The organism is Sphingomonas sanguinis NBRC 13937 (genome assembly GCF_001591005.1).
Classification (GTDB): domain Bacteria; phylum Pseudomonadota; class Alphaproteobacteria; order Sphingomonadales; family Sphingomonadaceae; genus Sphingomonas; species Sphingomonas sanguinis.
Window position 1 is genome coordinate 101,783 of record NZ_BCTY01000001.1, and the last position, 15,182, is coordinate 116,964.

Annotated in this window: 17 protein-coding genes; 11 read left to right on the forward strand and 6 right to left on the reverse strand. The window is 67.4% G+C overall.

Annotated elements, in window-relative coordinates; genetic code table 11:
• Positions 1-43: 43 nt before the first annotated feature.
• Genes SSA01S_RS00495 through SSA01S_RS20125 form a run of 4 tightly spaced genes read right to left on the reverse strand, consistent with a single transcriptional unit; the run spans position 44 to position 3,846 of the window.
• A complete protein-coding gene (locus tag SSA01S_RS00495; RefSeq protein WP_061778705.1) occupies positions 44-994 on the reverse strand; it encodes an acetyl-CoA carboxylase carboxyltransferase subunit alpha in 951 nt (316 codons plus the stop codon).
• Positions 995-1,005: 11 nt separating this feature from the next.
• Entirely contained in the window at positions 1,006-1,905 is a 900-nt protein-coding gene (locus SSA01S_RS00500; protein WP_061778706.1) for a tyrosine-type recombinase/integrase, read from the reverse strand.
• Complete coding sequence (locus SSA01S_RS00505) at positions 1,902-3,665, reverse strand: hypothetical protein (protein ID WP_272867539.1); 1,764 nt, start codon at positions 3,663-3,665, stop codon at positions 1,902-1,904. Before SSA01S_RS00505 ends, SSA01S_RS00500 begins: the two co-directional genes overlap by 4 nt.
• A 46-nt stretch (positions 3,666-3,711) precedes the next feature.
• On the reverse strand, positions 3,712-3,846 hold the full coding sequence (locus tag SSA01S_RS20125; RefSeq protein ID WP_257575576.1) for a hypothetical protein: 135 nt from the start codon (positions 3,844-3,846) through the stop codon (positions 3,712-3,714).
• Between the two features lie 81 nt (positions 3,847-3,927).
• Between SSA01S_RS20125 and SSA01S_RS00510 the strand changes: the two genes are divergently transcribed.
• From SSA01S_RS00510 to SSA01S_RS18950, 3 genes are read left to right on the forward strand one after another with little or no spacing between them, the layout of a single operon-like run.
• Positions 3,928-4,470, forward strand: coding sequence for a shikimate kinase (locus tag SSA01S_RS00510; protein WP_058716841.1), 543 nt, complete (start codon positions 3,928-3,930; stop codon positions 4,468-4,470).
• Positions 4,467-5,567, forward strand: coding sequence for a 3-dehydroquinate synthase (aroB, locus tag SSA01S_RS00515; protein WP_061778707.1), 1,101 nt, complete (start codon positions 4,467-4,469; stop codon positions 5,565-5,567). The genes SSA01S_RS00510 and aroB overlap by 4 nt, the downstream gene beginning before the upstream one ends.
• Complete coding sequence (locus SSA01S_RS18950; RefSeq protein WP_082442294.1) at positions 5,567-5,707, forward strand: DUF2256 domain-containing protein; 141 nt, start codon at positions 5,567-5,569, stop codon at positions 5,705-5,707. The genes aroB and SSA01S_RS18950 overlap by 1 nt, the downstream gene beginning before the upstream one ends.
• 3 nt (positions 5,708-5,710) lie before the next feature.
• Here the strand turns inward: SSA01S_RS18950 and SSA01S_RS00520 are convergent, their stop codons facing one another.
• Both SSA01S_RS00520 and SSA01S_RS00525 read right to left on the reverse strand, forming a co-directional pair.
• On the reverse strand, positions 5,711-7,081 hold the full coding sequence (locus SSA01S_RS00520) for a cryptochrome/photolyase family protein (RefSeq protein WP_061778708.1): 1,371 nt from the start codon (positions 7,079-7,081) through the stop codon (positions 5,711-5,713).
• A gap of 7 nt (positions 7,082-7,088) precedes the next feature.
• Entirely contained in the window at positions 7,089-8,012 is a 924-nt protein-coding gene (locus SSA01S_RS00525; RefSeq protein WP_061778709.1) for a histone deacetylase family protein, read from the reverse strand.
• Between the two features lie 19 nt (positions 8,013-8,031).
• On the opposite strand from SSA01S_RS00525, the gene SSA01S_RS00530 reads away from it, so the two are divergent.
• From SSA01S_RS00530 to cysD, 8 genes are read left to right on the forward strand one after another with little or no spacing between them, the layout of a single operon-like run.
• Positions 8,032-9,006, forward strand: coding sequence for an alpha/beta hydrolase (locus SSA01S_RS00530; protein ID WP_061778710.1), 975 nt, complete (start codon positions 8,032-8,034; stop codon positions 9,004-9,006).
• A 2-nt stretch (positions 9,007-9,008) separates the two neighbouring features.
• Positions 9,009-9,524 (forward strand): RNA pyrophosphohydrolase, encoded by a 516-nt coding sequence (locus SSA01S_RS00535; RefSeq protein WP_061778899.1) that lies wholly within the window; start codon positions 9,009-9,011, stop codon positions 9,522-9,524.
• A gap of 11 nt (positions 9,525-9,535) precedes the next feature.
• Positions 9,536-10,447: a DUF481 domain-containing protein gene (locus tag SSA01S_RS00540; protein WP_061778711.1), complete on the forward strand. Its 912-nt coding sequence runs from the start codon at positions 9,536-9,538 to the stop codon at positions 10,445-10,447.
• Between the two features lie 50 nt (positions 10,448-10,497).
• Positions 10,498-11,700: a hydrolase gene (locus SSA01S_RS00545; protein ID WP_061778712.1), complete on the forward strand. Its 1,203-nt coding sequence runs from the start codon at positions 10,498-10,500 to the stop codon at positions 11,698-11,700.
• Complete coding sequence (locus SSA01S_RS00550; protein ID WP_061778713.1) at positions 11,697-12,716, forward strand: arginine N-succinyltransferase; 1,020 nt, start codon at positions 11,697-11,699, stop codon at positions 12,714-12,716. The genes SSA01S_RS00545 and SSA01S_RS00550 overlap by 4 nt, the downstream gene beginning before the upstream one ends.
• 5 nt (positions 12,717-12,721) lie before the next feature.
• On the forward strand, positions 12,722-13,975 hold the full coding sequence (locus tag SSA01S_RS00555) for an N-succinylarginine dihydrolase (RefSeq protein WP_061778714.1): 1,254 nt from the start codon (positions 12,722-12,724) through the stop codon (positions 13,973-13,975).
• Between the two features lie 39 nt (positions 13,976-14,014).
• Positions 14,015-14,233, forward strand: a complete 219-nt coding sequence (locus tag SSA01S_RS00560; RefSeq protein ID WP_058716832.1) for a hypothetical protein — start codon at positions 14,015-14,017, stop codon at positions 14,231-14,233.
• 49 nt (positions 14,234-14,282) lie between these two features.
• Entirely contained in the window at positions 14,283-15,182 is a 900-nt protein-coding gene (gene cysD, locus SSA01S_RS00565; RefSeq protein ID WP_061778715.1) for a sulfate adenylyltransferase subunit CysD, read from the forward strand.

Genomic DNA, 15,182 nt, shown 5'->3' on the forward strand with positions numbered 1-15,182 from the left:
TCGGGGCCGCCGACGGATATCCGTCAACGGCCCCGCTTATTGTTTAGAGGCGGCCCATCGCCAGGAACTTGGCTGCCCGGCCGCGCTTCAGCTCGTCACGGCCCAGGCCGCTCAGGTCGCCGAGCGCCTTTTCGATCGAATCGCCCAGATTGGCGATCGCACCCGCATGGTCGCGATGCGCGCCGCCGACCGGCTCGGCCACGATGGTGTCGATGATGCCGAAGCTCTTCAGGTCCTGCGCGGTCACGCGCATCGCCTCGGCCGCATCGGCCGCCTTATCGGCGGTCCGCCACAGGATCGAGGCGCAACCCTCGGGCGAGATCACCGAATAGACCGCGTGCTCGAACATCAGCACCCGGTTGCCCGCCGCCAGCGCCACCGCACCGCCCGAACCGCCTTCGCCCACGATCGCCGAGACGACCGGCACGCCCGCCGCCAGACAGGCCTCGGTCGAACGCGCAATGGCTTCCGCCTGGCCGCGCTCTTCGGCCTGGATGCCCGGAAACGCGCCCGACGTGTCGACCAGCGTCACGATCGGCAGACCGAAGCGATCGGCCAGCTCGACCAGGCGAATCGCCTTCCGATAGCCCTCGGGCTTGCCCATGCCGAAATTGTGGCGGAGGCGGCTGGCGGTATCCTCGCCCTTTTCATGGCCCAGCACCATGACGCGCTGACCACGGAACTGGGCGAAACCGCCCATGATCGCCTGGTCGTCGCCAAAGGCGCGGTCGCCCGCCAGCGGCACGAACTCGTCGAAAAGCCCCGCGACATAATGTTTGAAGTGCGGGCGCTGCGGATGGCGGGCGACCTGCGTCTTCTGCCACGGGGTCAGCTTGGCGAAGGTGTCGCGCAGCAGCTTGTCGGACTTGGCCTGGAGCTTGGCGATCTCCGCGCCGATATCGACCGACCCTTCGGCGGTCGTGTCGCGCAGTTCGTCGATCCGGCTCTGAAGCTCGGCGATCGGTTTCTCGAAATCGAGGAAGGTCGTTGACATGGGCCTAGCGCCTAAGGGCGCTTTGCCCGAAAATCAACGAGCGGGTGGCGGGTGTTGACGAGTTCCACCAGCTTCTGCGCCTCGACATGGGTATAGATCTCCGTCGTGGCGATGTCGGCATGGCCCAGCATCGCCTGCACCGCGCGCAGATCGGCACCCCCGCCCAGCAGATGCGTGGCAAAGGCATGGCGCAACACATGCGGGCTCACCCGGTCGGGCGGAATGCCCGCCTCTGCCGCCAGCGCCTTGATCAATTGGTAGAGGCGGATGCGGGTCAGGTGATTTTTGCCGCCGGGAAACAGCCACGGCGTGTCGGCCGGAACATGGACCCGCCACGCCGCGACCGCCGCCCGCGCCCGGTCGGATATCGGCACCATCCGCTCCGTACCGCCCTTGCCCTTCAGGATCAGGAAGGGTCGGTCGGGATGAACCGCCCCTCGCGGCAAGGCGACCAGTTCGCTGGCCCGCAGGCCCGAGCCGTAGAGCAGCTCGACCAAGGCGGCCAAACGCAGATCGTTGGCGCTCGGATGCTGGGCCCCGGTTCGCTCGCCGATCGCGGCGAACAGCCGGTCGATATCGGCATGGCTCAATATCTTGGGCAGTCGCCGCTTCGGACCGGGGCGGGGCAAGACCGAAGACGGATCGTCGGCCCGCAACCCTTCTTCGTGCAAAAAGGCATAAAAGCGCCGGAGCGCCGCCGCCTTGCGCGCAACGGTGGCATTGGCCAGCTCTGCCCAGCCATCGGCCAGCCCACGCAGCGCATCGGCGTCAGCATCGGCCAGCCCGCCCATCGCTTCCCCTGCCAGCCGCAGGTCGGAGCGATAGGCGGCCAGCGTATTGCCCGCCGCGCCCGCCTCGGCCGCCATCATCTCCAGAAAGCGGTCGAGCAGCGCGCCATCGCGAACCGTCATGCGCGCGCGATGGCCTCCGCCGCGATCATCCGGGCCTCGGTATCCATGCCGACCGAGCGAAGCGCTTCCAGGATGCGATACAGTCCCTGGGGCGGTACGCCGCGCCAATTGCCGGTCTGCATCCCGATCGCGCAGAGCAGCACGACCATGCCGGGCTGCTCGTCGGCCACCGCCTGGTCGAGCGCCTCGGTCCAGGCGTTGCTCTGCCCGACCCGCACGTCGAGCGCTTCCGCGCCCTTTTCGATATCGGCCCGCGACAGCCGACCGAGCCCGGCGAGCCCGGCAAAGAACAGGCGCTGCTTGAACGCATCGCCACCGCCATAGCTGCTGACCTGATCGTAGGAGACCTGTCCCTGCCGGTCAGGATCGCTGAGCATGATCATCGCCCAGCCGTCGCTTCCGGCCTTGACCGCATCGCGCCAACGCGCCGCGCTACGATCCAGACCGGCCGACAGCATCGAGGCGACCAGCCGGTCCGCTTCGGTCCCATCAGCCACCACCGGCAGGCGCGCGACGGCGCGGGCGGTGAGGATCAGGCGGGCATAGGGCGTGCGCTCCGCCGATCCCCAGAGCGACCGGATCGCGGACAGCCGCTGTCCCTCGTCGCTGGCGGCATAGGCATTGCGCAAGTCGTTGCCGATGGCGGCCTGATCGCGGCTCGCCTGATCGTCATCGGCCAAGTCCGAGTAGAAATCGACCAGCGCGGCATTGGACAGCACGCCCATCGCCGCCGCCTGGTCGACCACCGCCGCCCGGTCGGTCGCGGCCACCGGCGCCGAGGTCGCCAGCCATCCACGCACCTGCGGCCCGACATAGGCCAGATAATCCGGCGGCACGGTCATCCCGGTCGCTGTCGCCAGGCCATAACGCCAGGTGGTCAGGCGATCGGCGTCGCCCCATTCGATCGTCACCGCACGCCGCCCGGCGCTGGCGCCCATCAGCTTGTCGGCGAGCTTCATGTCGAACTCGTCGGCGATGCCCTGGCGACGGACCTGCCGCACCAGCGCCGTGCCGCGCGCGCCATCTCCCGCCAACGCCGCGCACCATCCCTGCGCCACGCGATAGCCGCCCAGCCCGGTCACGGCGGCCCCGCCATCGGCGAGCGGGCAGAGTCCGGCCGGATCGCTGGAGGCGAGCAGCGCGTTCATCGCGACCTGATAGAGCTTGGGCGTGTAGTTGCCCGGATCGACCGACTGGACGACCGCGCGGGCGACCTGCGCCTCGCCCATGCGCAGCAGCAACCACGCGCGTTCGGCGGCGAAGTCCGCGCCGTTCACCCCGCGCGGCGTCGTCATGCGGCTCGCCAGCGCCCGCCGTAGCAGAATCGAGGCCCAGCGCGACGGCAGCGGCGCGGACAGTCGCCGCATCAGCGCCTCGGCGACGCGGCCATCGGCACCCGCAAAGACATTCTGGTCGAGCGCACCTTCGCCCGGTCCCGCCGGGCCGACTAGGGCCAGCGAACGCCGCGCCGAAGCGGGCAGCTCATATTCGGCCAGTTGCCGCGCGCTCATCGTCGGGGTCGGCGACGGCGTGGGGCTCGGCGTCGGGCTGGCCAGCGATTCGATCAGTGCGCCCACCGCATCGGCCGGGGTCGGCGTCGGCGCAGGCGCCGCCACCGCGCCGGGTGCCGTCCGCACCGGCGACGACGTTGGGCGCGGCGTTGCCCGCCCGGTGGCGGGCGCGGAGGGCTGGCCGAAACCGGGGGGAAGCAGCGATTCGGGCCGATCCTGTGCCGCGGCGATCGCGGCAGCCCCCACCATCAATAAGGCGACGGCCCGGGGAAGATGGCGAAAAGCGGCTACCCGCTTATTGCAGGTTGCCAAGCGAAACCGCCTTTTCGACCTGGGTGGTCGGCCGTTCGGTCGCCCGGCCCGAGAGCAGGAACAGGCCCCCGACGACGATGACGAGGAGGACGATGAGCGAAACGACCATACGGGACATGAAACGCAAAACCTTATAATGGACCCGTGAAAGCCCGGCCGGTGTTGCCGGGCGCGCGCCCGCTGTATAGCGCAGAGTGCAATGTTGCAAAGCCACAACCCTGTAGATGCAAGCTGGAACGGGTCGCCCATCGTGCTCGTCGGTCTGATGGGCGTGGGCAAGTCGACCGTGGGACGCCGCCTGGCGAATCGGTTGCGGGTGCCCTTCGTCGATGCCGACACCGCGATCGAGGAAGCCGCCGGTATGAGCGTGACCGAAATCTTCGCCCAGTTCGGCGAACCCTATTTCCGCGATGGAGAGCGCCGGGTGATCGCCCGGCTGGTCGATGGCCGTCCCAAGGTGATCGCGACCGGCGGCGGGGCGTTCATCAACGACGATACGCGCGCGCTTATCCTGGAACAGGCGACCGCGATCTGGCTGAACGCCAGTCCCGAAGTGCTGGCCGAGCGGGTGAAGCGCCGCGACACCCGACCGCTGCTGCGCGGGAAGGACCCGTTGAAGGTCCTTCGCGAACTCTCCGAGAAGCGCAACCCGATTTACGCGCTCGCGCCCATCCACGTCTCCAGCAAGCGGGGCCCGCATGAGGCCACCGTCAACGCCATCCTGAAAGCCATCGGACGATGAAGACCGTCACCGTGTCGCTCGGCGACCGCAGCTATCCCATCCATATCGAGGGCGGCCTGCTGCCCCGCGCCGCCGAGTATCTCGCCCCCCTGTCGCGCGGGCGGCGTATGGCGATCGTGACCGACGAGAATGTCCGGCCGCATCTGGAGGTGCTTCAGGCGAGCTTGCGCGCGGCGGGTGTCGAGAGCGAGGCGATCGTCCTGCCGCCCGGCGAGAAGACCAAGAGCTGGGCGATGCTGGAGCATGTCTGCGACCGGCTGCTCGAACTGGGCGTCGAGCGCGCGGATCATGTCATTGCTCTCGGCGGCGGGGTGATCGGCGATCTGGTCGGTTTCGCCTGCTCGATCGTCAAGCGCGGCTGCCGCTTCGTGCAGATCCCGACGACTCTGTTGTCGCAGGTCGACTCGTCCGTCGGCGGGAAGACCGCGATCAATACGCGTGCGGGCAAGAACCTGATCGGCGCCTTCCACCAGCCCGCCATGGTGCTGATCGATCCGGACGTGCTCGACACGCTGCCCGCTCGGCAGGTCCGTGCGGGTTATGCCGAGGTGGTGAAGTACGGCCTGATTGACGATTTCGCCTTTTTCGAATGGTGCGAGGCGAATGCGCCTGCGCTTTTGGCGGGTGACGCGGAAGCGCGCGTCCATGCCATCGCCCATTCGGTCGCCGCCAAGGCGCGGATCGTGGCCGCGGACGAGCATGAGATCAACGGCATCCGCGCGCTCCTGAACCTGGGCCATACCTTCGGCCATGCGCTGGAGGCCGAGGCGGGATTTTCCGACCGGCTGCTTCATGGCGAGGGCGTGGCGGCGGGCTGTGCGCTGGCCTTCCGCTATTCGGTGCGCAAGGGGATAGGCGAACGGCAGGATGCCGAGCGGGTCGCCGCGCATTTCCGCGCGGTCGGCCTGCCTGATGGCCTCGCCGCCGCCGGGATCGATGCGCCGTCCGCGACGTTGGTCGAGCATATGAAGCATGACAAGAAGATGGCGGCGGGCACCCTGCCCTTCCTGCTCGCGCGGGGGATCGGGCAGACCTATCTCGACAAGACGGTCGATCTGGCGGACGTCGCGGCCTTCCTGGACGCCGAGCCGCGCTGATGCCCAACGGGGTCGCCAAGCAGAATTTGCCGAGCAAGACCTGTCCGGCCTGTGGGCGACCCTTTACGTGGCGCAAGAAATGGGCGCGGGACTGGGATCAGGTGGTCTATTGTTCGGATGCCTGCCGGAAGAAACGGTAGGGGCTATCCCCGCATGGCCTTCGCCGCCGCCAGTGCGCGTTCGCGCCCTTCGCGGTGGCCGATGATCTTGGCCGGATACGTCTTCGGACGACAGCCCGCGTCTTCGGGATCGTGGATCGCCGCATCCGACACGTTCTTCAACTCCGGCACCCATTGCCGGATATAGTCGCCCGCATCGAATTTCTCCGACTGGCTGAGCGGCGCCATGATCCGGCCGAACATGTTGGAGTCGATGCCCGTCCCCGCCACCCATTGCCAATTGACCGCGTTGTTCCCGTAATCGGCGTCGATCAGGCAGTCCCAAAACCAGCGCTCGCCCTCCCGCCAGTCGATCAGCAGATGCTTGATCAGGAACGAGGCGGTAATCATCCGCACCCGGTTGTGCATCCAGCCGGTCGCCCAGAGCTGCCGCATCCCTGCATCGACGATCGGATAGCCGGTGCGCCCGGTCTGCCAGGCCTTCAAATCAGCCTTGGCCTGCTGGCCACTGCGCCACGGCATCACGTCGAACGCATCGCGGCCGTTGCGATCAGCATAGTCGGGCAACGCCATCACCACGCCATCGGTAAAGTCGCGCCACGCCAGTTCCTTGCGAAACGTCTCTGTATCGCCGCGCCGGTCCAACGAGTGCCAGACGGCGCGCACCGACACCTCACCGAAATGGAGATGCGGCGACAGGCGGGAGCTTCCCTCCTCCGACGGCATGTTGCGCGCCGTGTCATAGGCGACCGCCTTGTCGCCGAAATCCGCCATGCGTTCGCGCGCGGCCGCTTCGCCCGGTGTCCAGTCTTCGGCGAAACCGGTCGACCAGTCGGGCTTGGTCGGCAACAGCGCCCAGTCGGCGAGTTTCTCGCTTTTCGGCCACTGGCCGGGCGCATCCAGAGAGGATGGCGGATCTAGCGGATGGGCGGGCGGCATGTGCTCCTGAAGGCCCTTCCAGAACGCCGAGTAGATGCGGAACGGCTTGCCGCTGCCTGTGGTGACCAGTTCGGGTCTCGCGAGGTGATTGCCGTCGTGCAGGCACAGGCGGTCGCCCAGTTCCTCCTCGGCCGCGCGCCACCAGGGTTCATAATGGCGGATGGCGTGGATTGTCGTCGCCTCCGTATCCTCCACGAGCGCGCGCAAGGTCTCGACCGCCTTGCCGCGTCGCAAGATCAGGCGACTGCCCAGCGCCTTCAGGTCCTTGGCCAGCGACGTCAGGCTGTGGTGCAGCCACCAGCGCTGCGCCGCTCCCATCCGCCAATCGCCGGGGGTGTCGTCGTCCAGGATGTAGACCGGAATGACCGGTCCTTGTTCCGCGGCGGCGAGAAGCGCGGGTTGGTCGTGAAGGCGAAGATCCTGGCGAAACCACAGGATCGTGGGGGATGCGGTCATCCAGCCGCTACGCTTCGATACGCGCCGGGTTCCGATGGGACAGTCTTTCACCCAGAGTCAGGATGGCGTCGACATGCCGCTGCGCGATCGCCATCACATCCTCGCCATAGCCGCCGCCCACCGTGCTCGCCAGCGGCACCCCCCGCGCCAGGGCGATGTCCGCAATCAGCGTTTCGCGCGCGATCAGCCCTTCGCGCGTCACGGCCAATCGCCCCAGCCGATCCTCGACAAAGGGATCGACGCCCGCCTGATAGAGGATGATATCGGGCCGATGTTCGTCGAGGAACGGCACCAGCGTCGCCTCCAGCTCCGCCAGATACCCATCGTCGTCGACGCCGTCCGCCAGGCCGACGTCCAGGGTCGAGCGGGCCTTGCGGGCGGGGAAATTCTTCTCGGCATGGATCGAGTATGTCGCGATGTCATGCCGTCCCGCCGTCAACGCGGCAGTTCCGTCGCCTTGGTGCACGTCGCAATCCACGATCGCGACCCGCGCCACCACATTCTGTTCGACAAGCCGCACTGCCGCGACTGCCAGATCGTTAAATACGCAATAGCCCGCGCCGGTATTGGCGAGCGCATGATGGCTGCCCCCTGCCGTATTGGCGGCAAAACCGTGTTCGAGCGCCAGCATCGCCGCCGTCCATGTCCCGCCCGGCACCGCCTGTGCACGAAAGGCGACCTGTTCGGTGATCGGAAAGCCCGTCCGCCGCGTCTTTTCGGGCGGTACCCGTGCCTCCAGCACTTCCGCGACATAGTCCGGGTCGTGCACCGCCTCCAGCCATGCGCGCGGGATCAGCGCCGGTTCGGTCCAGGCCACCGCTTCCCCCTGCGCGCGGAGCAGATCGCGGATCGCGCCGTTTTTGCCCCAGCGATAGGTGGAGCGCGCCGGAGCCTCGGTCACATAGGCGGGGTGATGGACGACATGGATCATCGCCCCTAGGTAGGAAGCCATGACCCGCAATAGGAGGGCTCCCGCCCCGCTGCCCGAGCTGCGCGCCGATGTCGCCCGCTTCCTCGGCTATTATAACCGCCTGCCCGGCCCGCCCCAGGAGCAGCGTGGCCCAGAGGCCGCCCGTGAGATGATGCGCGCCGCGCGCGACCTGACCGACCCGCCGATCGGGCCGCTGGGTACCGAGCACCGCTTCACGATCGACGGACCGGCGGGCCCGATCCCGGCGCGACGGTTCGATCCACGCGAGGATCGCGACGCAGGGCCGGTCGTGCTTTTCTTTCATGGCGGCGGCTTCGTGATCGGCGATATCGACACCCATGCGCCACTCGCCGCCGAGATGGCCCGGACGCTCGACCTGCCTGTCGTCTCTATCGACTATCGCCTCGCCCCCGAGCATCCCTGGCCCGCTGCCCCGGATGACTGCGAAGCGGCGGCGCGCTGGCTGGCAGAACAGCCGGACACCACCGGCCTGATCGTCGCGGGCGACAGCGCGGGCGGGACGCTGGCCATCGTCGCCGCCATGGCCTTGCGCGACCGACCCGCCGCCGTGCCGGTGATCGCGCAAGCCCTACTCTATCCCGCCGCGGACATGGCGCGGGCGCATCCGTCGCTACGCGATTTCGCCGAGGGGCATTTCCTGACCCGCGCGATGCTCGACTGGTTCGTCGCCTGCTATGCCGCAGACCTCAGCGATGTTCGCGCCGCGCCGATGCGGGCCGACCTCGGCGGGATGCCGCCCGCCATCGTCATGACCGCCGAGTGCGATCCGATCCGCGACCAGGGCCGCACCTATGCCGCCGCGCTCGCCCGTGCGGGCGGGTCGGTGACCTTCCGCGAGGCCAAGGGCACGATCCATGGCTTTGCGACGCTGCGCAAAGCGATCCCGTCGGGCGTGGCCGATCTGACCGCATTCCTGCTTGCGTTGAAGGCCATGATCGTCGAGGCGGAGGATATCCGCCCGATGGGACAATGATCATGACCGACCTTCCCTATCGCCCCTGCGCGGGCGTCATCCTGATGAACCGAGACGGCCGGGTATTCGTCGGCCAGCGCATCGATTCGACGCTGGAAGCGTGGCAGCTGCCGCAGGGCGGGATCGATCCGGGCGAGGATGCCGACACGGCCGCCTTGCGCGAGCTGTTCGAGGAAACCGGCGTCACCGCCGACAAGGTCGAGCTGATCGCCCGTGCCCCGCGCGAGCTGACTTACGACCTGCCCGACGACCTGATCGGCAAGGTGTGGAAGGGCAAGTGGCGCGGCCAGCGGCAGAGTTGGTTCCTCTATCGCTTCCTGGGCGAGGACGGCGACATCCGTATCGAGACCGAACATCCGGAATTCCGCGCCTGGCGCTGGGCCGAGCCGGAAACGCTGCCCGCGATGATCGTGCCGTTCAAAAAGGCGCTGTACGAGGAACTGCTGGTCGTCTTCGCGGAGCATTTCGCCGCACATCATGGCGACCGTGCGGTTTCCTCGGTCGCGGACGAGGCATAAGGCTGATCCTCATGAACACGCGGCTGTTGCTGATCCCGATGGCGCTGGGCCTGCTCGCCAATGTCGAGCCCAACGATCCCGATCCCGCGCTGATCCCGCCGCAGATCCGCGCGATGCTGGAGGCGGCGATCGCCAGCGGGAACGAGAACGACATCACCACCGTCGTCCGCTACGCACGCAACGCCGTACCCGAAGCGGCGGATGCGATCGACGCGATGGCCGATGTCTGGCGCGACGAAAAGACCGCCAGCCGCAGCCGGACGATCCGCGAGGCGACGTTCTTCGACCTGTGGCATGGCCGCGTCGAGTTGGGCGGCTTCGCGACGACGGGCAACAGCCAGAATATCGGCCTGACCGGCATCGTCGACCTGAACCGCGAGGGGCTGCGCTGGCGGCACAAGCTGCGCTTCCAGGGTGATTACCAGGAAAGCTTCAACGTCGTCAGCCGCGAACATTATGTCGCGTCCTACGAACCCAATTTCAAACTCAGCGCCAACAACTATGTCTACGGCGCGGCGCAGTATGAAAGCGACAAGTTCCTCGGCTATTTCAACCGTTTCTCCGCGTCGAGCGGCGCGGGCTACAGCGCCATTCGCAAACCCCGCATGACGCTCGACGTCGAACTCGGCCCTGCCTTCCGACACACCGAATTTACCGATGGCCGGATCGAAAGCGCCCTGGCCGCGCGCGGCAATCTGAACTTCGTGTGGAAGCTGACGCCAGCCATGTCGTTCAACCAGAACGCCTCGGCCTATGTCCAGAAGTTTAACAGCACCGTCAGCACCAATTCGGCGTTGAATGCCAAGCTCTTCGGTCCGCTGTCCGCCTCGCTCTCCTACAATGTCCAATATGAAAGCGAGCCGCCGGTCGGCCGCCAGACGACCGACACGATTACCCGCGCCTCGGTGGTCTACAGCTTCTAATTTCCGAAGCGGGGTTCACCTTGGCGGTCTGCTTGGCCTAGGTAAGGCCGATGGAGAGACTGAACCCGATCGAGCGTGACGCCGTGGCGTCCGCCGCCGCCTACCCCATGCTGCCCCTCGTAGAAGAGTGGAGCGCGATCAACAGCGGTACCCGCAACATGGCCGGTCTGGCGATCATGGTCGACCGGCTGGCGGCGGCGTTCTGCGCGCTGCCCGGTACGCTCAGCCTGATCGACCCCGAACCGGTCGAGCGCGTCGGCGCCGATGGCACGCCCTCTCCCTTGGAGCATGGCCGCCACCTGCGCCTGTCGGTCCGCCCCCAGGCGCCGGTGCAGATGCTGTTCACCGGCCATATGGACACGGTCTATCCGGTCGACCATCCCTTTCAGGCGGTGACGCGGATCGACGACAACCGGCTGGGCGGGCCCGGCGTCGCCGACATGAAGGGCGGCTTGGCGGTACTGCTCGCCGCCCTGTCGGCGGTGGAGGCCAGCCCCTTGGCAGAGCGCTTCGGCTATGACGTGCTCATCAACTCGGACGAGGAAACCGGCTCTGCCTCTTCCGCCGCGCTGATCGCCCGGTGCGCGAGTGGCAAAGTCGCCGCGCTGACCTATGAGCCCGCGCTTCCCGACGGCACGCTGGCCGGCGCGCGGGGCGGCACCGGCAATTTCACCATCGTCGTGCGGGGCCGAAGCGCCCATGCGGGCCGCAACCCCGAGGAGGGGCGCAACGCCATTGTCGCGGCGGCGCGGATCACGGTGGAACTGTCGCAACTCGCTGCCGCCGACATCACCGTCAACCCGGCGCGGATCGATGGTGGCGGACCGAACAATGTCGTGCCCGACCTGGCCATGCTGCACGTCAATTTCCGACCCCGCGCGCTGGCCGCGATCGAGCGGACCGGCCCTGCCATGCAGGCCATCGCAGAACGGATCGCCGCCGACCATGATGTGAGCGTCAAGGTGCATGGCAGCTTTAATCGTCCGCCCAAGCCCATCGACGACGGCGCGGCGCGGTTGTTCGAGACCGTTCGCGCGGCAGGCGGGGACCTGGGCCTCACCATCGGCTGGCGCGACACGGGCGGCGTGTGCGACGGCAACAATATCGCCGCGGCGGGCGTGCCGGTGGTCGATACCATGGGGGTACGCGGCGGCGCGATTCATTCGCCCGACGAGTATATGCTGATCGACAGCCTGGCCGAACGCGCGGGCTTGTCGGCGCTGACCATCCTGCGCATCATCGGTGCCGCATGAGCCGCTTCTGCATCCGTCCCGCTGTCGATAGCGACGTCCGTCACCTGTATGAAATGGCCAAGCTGACCGGTGGCGGCTTCACCAACCTGCCCCCCGACCGCCGCGCCCTGACCGCCAAGCTCGCCCGCAGCCATGAGGCCTTTGCCCGGGAGGCGGACGGCAGCATCCGCGACGAGCTGTTCGTCCTGATGCTGGAGGATCAATCGACCGGCGATGTGCGCGGCACGTGCCAGATCTTCACCCATGTCGGGCAGAAACATCCTTTCTACAGCTATCGCATCGGCACGCTGACCCAGCATAGCCGCGAGCTGGACCGGACCTTCCGCGCCGAGATGCTGTCGCTGGCCACCGATCTGGAAGGCGCGAGCGAGGTCGGCGGCCTGTTCCTCCATCCCGGCGAGCGTGCCGGGGGGCTGGGCCTGCTGCTGGCGCGAAGCCGCTATCTGTTCATGCGGGCCAACCGCCCACGCTTCGCCGACCGCGTGCTGGCCGAATTGCGCGGGGTGATCGACGAGGCGGGCGGATCGCCCTTCTGGGATGGCTTGGCGGGCCGCTTCTTCGGCATGAATTTCCAGCAGGCCGACGAGTTCAATGCGATCCACGGCCATCAGTTCATCGCCGACCTGATGCCCAAGCATCCCATCTACACCGCGATGCTGACCGAGTCGGCGCGCGCCGCCATCGGCCTGCCGCATCCCTCGGGCCGCGCCGCGATGCGGATGCTCGAAAATGAGGGCTTCGCCTTCGAGCATTATATCGACATTTTCGACGGCGGACCGACCATGACCGCGCGAACCGACCAGGTGCGCACCATTCGCGACTCGCGCGAAAGCACGGTGGTCGCGATCGACGCGCAGCCGGGGCGAGAGGCCCTGGTCGCGGCGGGGCGGCTGGCCGATTTCCGCTGCGCCCTTGCCGACATTCGCGACGGTGATGGCGGGGTCATCCTGTCCGAGGAAACCGCCCGCACGCTCGACCTGACGGTCGGCGATACCGTCCTCCATATCGATCGGTGAGCGCCATGCTGAGAGAGATCAATTTCGACGGCATCATCGGGCCGAGCCACAATTATGCCGGGCTCAGCCATGGCAACCTCGCCGCCACCCGCAATGCGGGCAAGACCTCGCAGCCTAGGGCCGCCGCGCTTCAGGGGATCGCCAAGATGCGCGCGAACCTCGACCTGGGGCTGGTCCAGGGCATCCTGTTGCCGCACCCCCGGCCCGACCATGGCTGGTTGACGCGGCTGGCGACCGATTATGACAGCGCCTCGCCGGTCCTGAAGGCGCAGAGCCTGTCCGCCTCGGCCATGTGGGCGGCCAATGCCGCGACCGTCTCGCCCTCACCCGATGCGCGCGACGGGCGCTGCCACCTGACGGTGGCCAACCTACTGACCATGCCGCATCGCAGCCATGAATGGCCCGCGACGCTGGCGCAGCTGCGGCTGATCTTCGCCGATCCGGCCTTTATCGTCCATGCGCCCGTGCCCGCGCCCTTTGGCGACGAGGGTGCGGCCAATCATATGCGGCTGTGCAGCGGGCACGATCATCCGGGCGTCGAAGTCTTCGTCTATGGCGAAAGCGGCGGCCCCTTCCCCGCGCGCCAGCATCGCGAGGCTTGCGAGGCCGTCGCGCGCGCGCATCGCCTGTCCCCCGACAGGGTGCTCTTCGTCCGCCAGTCCGACGCCGCCATCGCGGCGGGAGCCTTCCATAATGACGTGGTCGCGGTCGCCAACGAACGCGTGCTGTTCGCGCACGAACAGGCCTTTGCCGATCGCGACACCTTCTACGCCGACCTGCGCACCCTGATGCCCGATGTCGAGATCGTCGAGGTTCCCGCCGACCGGGTGAGCCTGGCGGATGCCATCGCCTCCTACCTCTTCAATGCTCAGCTGGTGACGCCGCCGGGCGGCGAGCCGACGCTGATCCTGCCGCAGGAGGCGCGCGACAATGCAGCCGTATGGTCCTGGCTTCAGGAGCATGTCGCGGGCAATGGCCCGATCCGGCGGCTGGAGGTCGTGAACGTCCGCGAATCGATGGCCAATGGCGGCGGGCCCGCCTGCCTCCGGTTGCGCGTCGTCGCCGATCCCGCAACCATCGACCCGCGTTTCCTGGTCGATCACGCCCGACTCGACCGCATCGCCGCGATTGTCGAGGCGCATTGGCCCGAGGCGATCGACCCGACCGAGATCGGCGACCCTGCGCTGATCGCCAAGGTCGAGGCGGCGCGGACCGCCCTGCTGACCGAGCTGGACTGTCTCATATTGGCAACCGGTTGAGGCTTGGCGACGGGGCGATCCGGTGGTGTAACGCACGGCATGTGGTCCCGCCTGGTTGCCCTGTTCACCATCAAGACGAAGTTCGAGGCGTTTCTTGTAATCTACGGGCTCGGCCTCGGCGCGGTCGAGCGGGGCATGCACTATCTGACCCTGTATCCCGGCTGGCAGGGCAAGCTGCTCTTCGCCGCCTGCCCTATCGCGGTGTTCATGGCGGGGGCGCGAATCCTGGACTCGCTGGAGCGGGACTATCGCGATTGACAGGATAAGTTGGTCGCGCGGTTCGCTGGCGACATTATCTGACAATCCGATGACTGGACTAACGCACCTTCAACGGCTCGAAGCCGAAAGCATCCATATCCTGCGCGAAGTGGTCGCCGAGACCGAGCGGCCGGTGATGCTCTACTCGGTCGGCAAGGATTCGGCCGTGATGCTGCATCTGGCCAAGAAGGCATTCTTCCCGGCGCGTCCGCCCTTCCCGCTGCTGCATGTCGACACGACCTGGAAGTTCCGGGCCATGTACGAACTGCGCAACCGCGCGGCCGAGGAGGCGGGGATGGAGCTGATCGTCCACCGAAACCCGGAAGCCGAGGCGCTGGGCATCAACCCCTTCGACCATGGCAGCCGCCACACCGATATGTGGAAGACGGAGGGGCTGAAACAGGCGCTGACTGCAGGCGGATACGATGCGGCGTTCGGCGGCGCGCGGCGCGACGAGGAGAAGAGCCGGGCGAAGGAGCGCGTCTTCTCCTTTCGCTCCGCGGCACATGGCTGGGACCCCAAGGCGCAGCGACCCGAGCTGTGGAACCTGTACAACAGCCGCATCCATAAGGGGGAGAGCATCCGCGTCTTCCCGCTGTCCAACTGGACCGAGCTCGATATCTGGCAATATATCCTGCAGGAGGGCATCGAGATCGTGCCGCTCTATTTCGCCGCCCCCCGCCCGACGGTGGAGCGCGACGGGATGCTGCTGATGGTCGATGACGACCGTTTCCGCCTGAAGCCCGGCGAAATGCCGGTCGACCGCTCGATCCGGTTCCGTACGCTCGGCTGCTATCCGCTGACCGGCGCGGTCGAAAGCGAGGCCGCGACCCTGTCCGAAGTCATCCAGGAAATGCTGCTGACCACCACGTCCGAGCGGCAGGGGCGCGCGATCGATCACGACCAGGCGGCCAGCATGGAGAAGAAGAAGCGCGAGGGGTATTTCTGA

Bases quoted from the DNA above. Each gene is read 5' to 3' on its own strand.
- aroB (WP_061778707.1), top strand. From the start codon at position 4,467: ATGAAGACCGTCACCGTGTCGCTCGGCGACCGCAGCTATCCCATCCAT.
- SSA01S_RS00500 (WP_061778706.1), bottom strand. From the start codon at position 1,905: ATGACGGTTCGCGATGGCGCGCTGCTCGACCGCTTTCTGGAGATGATG.
- SSA01S_RS00560 (WP_058716832.1), top strand. From the start codon at position 14,015: ATGTGGTCCCGCCTGGTTGCCCTGTTCACCATCAAGACGAAGTTCGAG.
- cysD (WP_061778715.1), top strand. From the start codon at position 14,283: ATGACTGGACTAACGCACCTTCAACGGCTCGAAGCCGAAAGCATCCAT.
- SSA01S_RS00550 (WP_061778713.1), top strand. From the start codon at position 11,697: ATGAGCCGCTTCTGCATCCGTCCCGCTGTCGATAGCGACGTCCGTCAC.
- SSA01S_RS00525 (WP_061778709.1), bottom strand. From the start codon at position 8,012: ATGATCCATGTCGTCCATCACCCCGCCTATGTGACCGAGGCTCCGGCG.
- SSA01S_RS18950 (WP_082442294.1), top strand. From the start codon at position 5,567: ATGCCCAACGGGGTCGCCAAGCAGAATTTGCCGAGCAAGACCTGTCCG.
- SSA01S_RS00495 (WP_061778705.1), bottom strand. From the start codon at position 994: ATGTCAACGACCTTCCTCGATTTCGAGAAACCGATCGCCGAGCTTCAG.
- SSA01S_RS00505 (WP_272867539.1), bottom strand. From the start codon at position 3,665: ATGGTGGGGGCTGCCGCGATCGCCGCGGCACAGGATCGGCCCGAATCG.
- SSA01S_RS20125 (WP_257575576.1), bottom strand. From the start codon at position 3,846: ATGTCCCGTATGGTCGTTTCGCTCATCGTCCTCCTCGTCATCGTCGTC.
- SSA01S_RS00530 (WP_061778710.1), top strand. From the start codon at position 8,032: ATGACCCGCAATAGGAGGGCTCCCGCCCCGCTGCCCGAGCTGCGCGCC.
- SSA01S_RS00545 (WP_061778712.1), top strand. From the start codon at position 10,498: ATGGAGAGACTGAACCCGATCGAGCGTGACGCCGTGGCGTCCGCCGCC.
- SSA01S_RS00555 (WP_061778714.1), top strand. From the start codon at position 12,722: ATGCTGAGAGAGATCAATTTCGACGGCATCATCGGGCCGAGCCACAAT.
- SSA01S_RS00540 (WP_061778711.1), top strand. From the start codon at position 9,536: ATGAACACGCGGCTGTTGCTGATCCCGATGGCGCTGGGCCTGCTCGCC.
- SSA01S_RS00510 (WP_058716841.1), top strand. From the start codon at position 3,928: ATGTTGCAAAGCCACAACCCTGTAGATGCAAGCTGGAACGGGTCGCCC.
- SSA01S_RS00535 (WP_061778899.1), top strand. From the start codon at position 9,009: ATGACCGACCTTCCCTATCGCCCCTGCGCGGGCGTCATCCTGATGAAC.
- SSA01S_RS00520 (WP_061778708.1), bottom strand. From the start codon at position 7,081: ATGACCGCATCCCCCACGATCCTGTGGTTTCGCCAGGATCTTCGCCTT.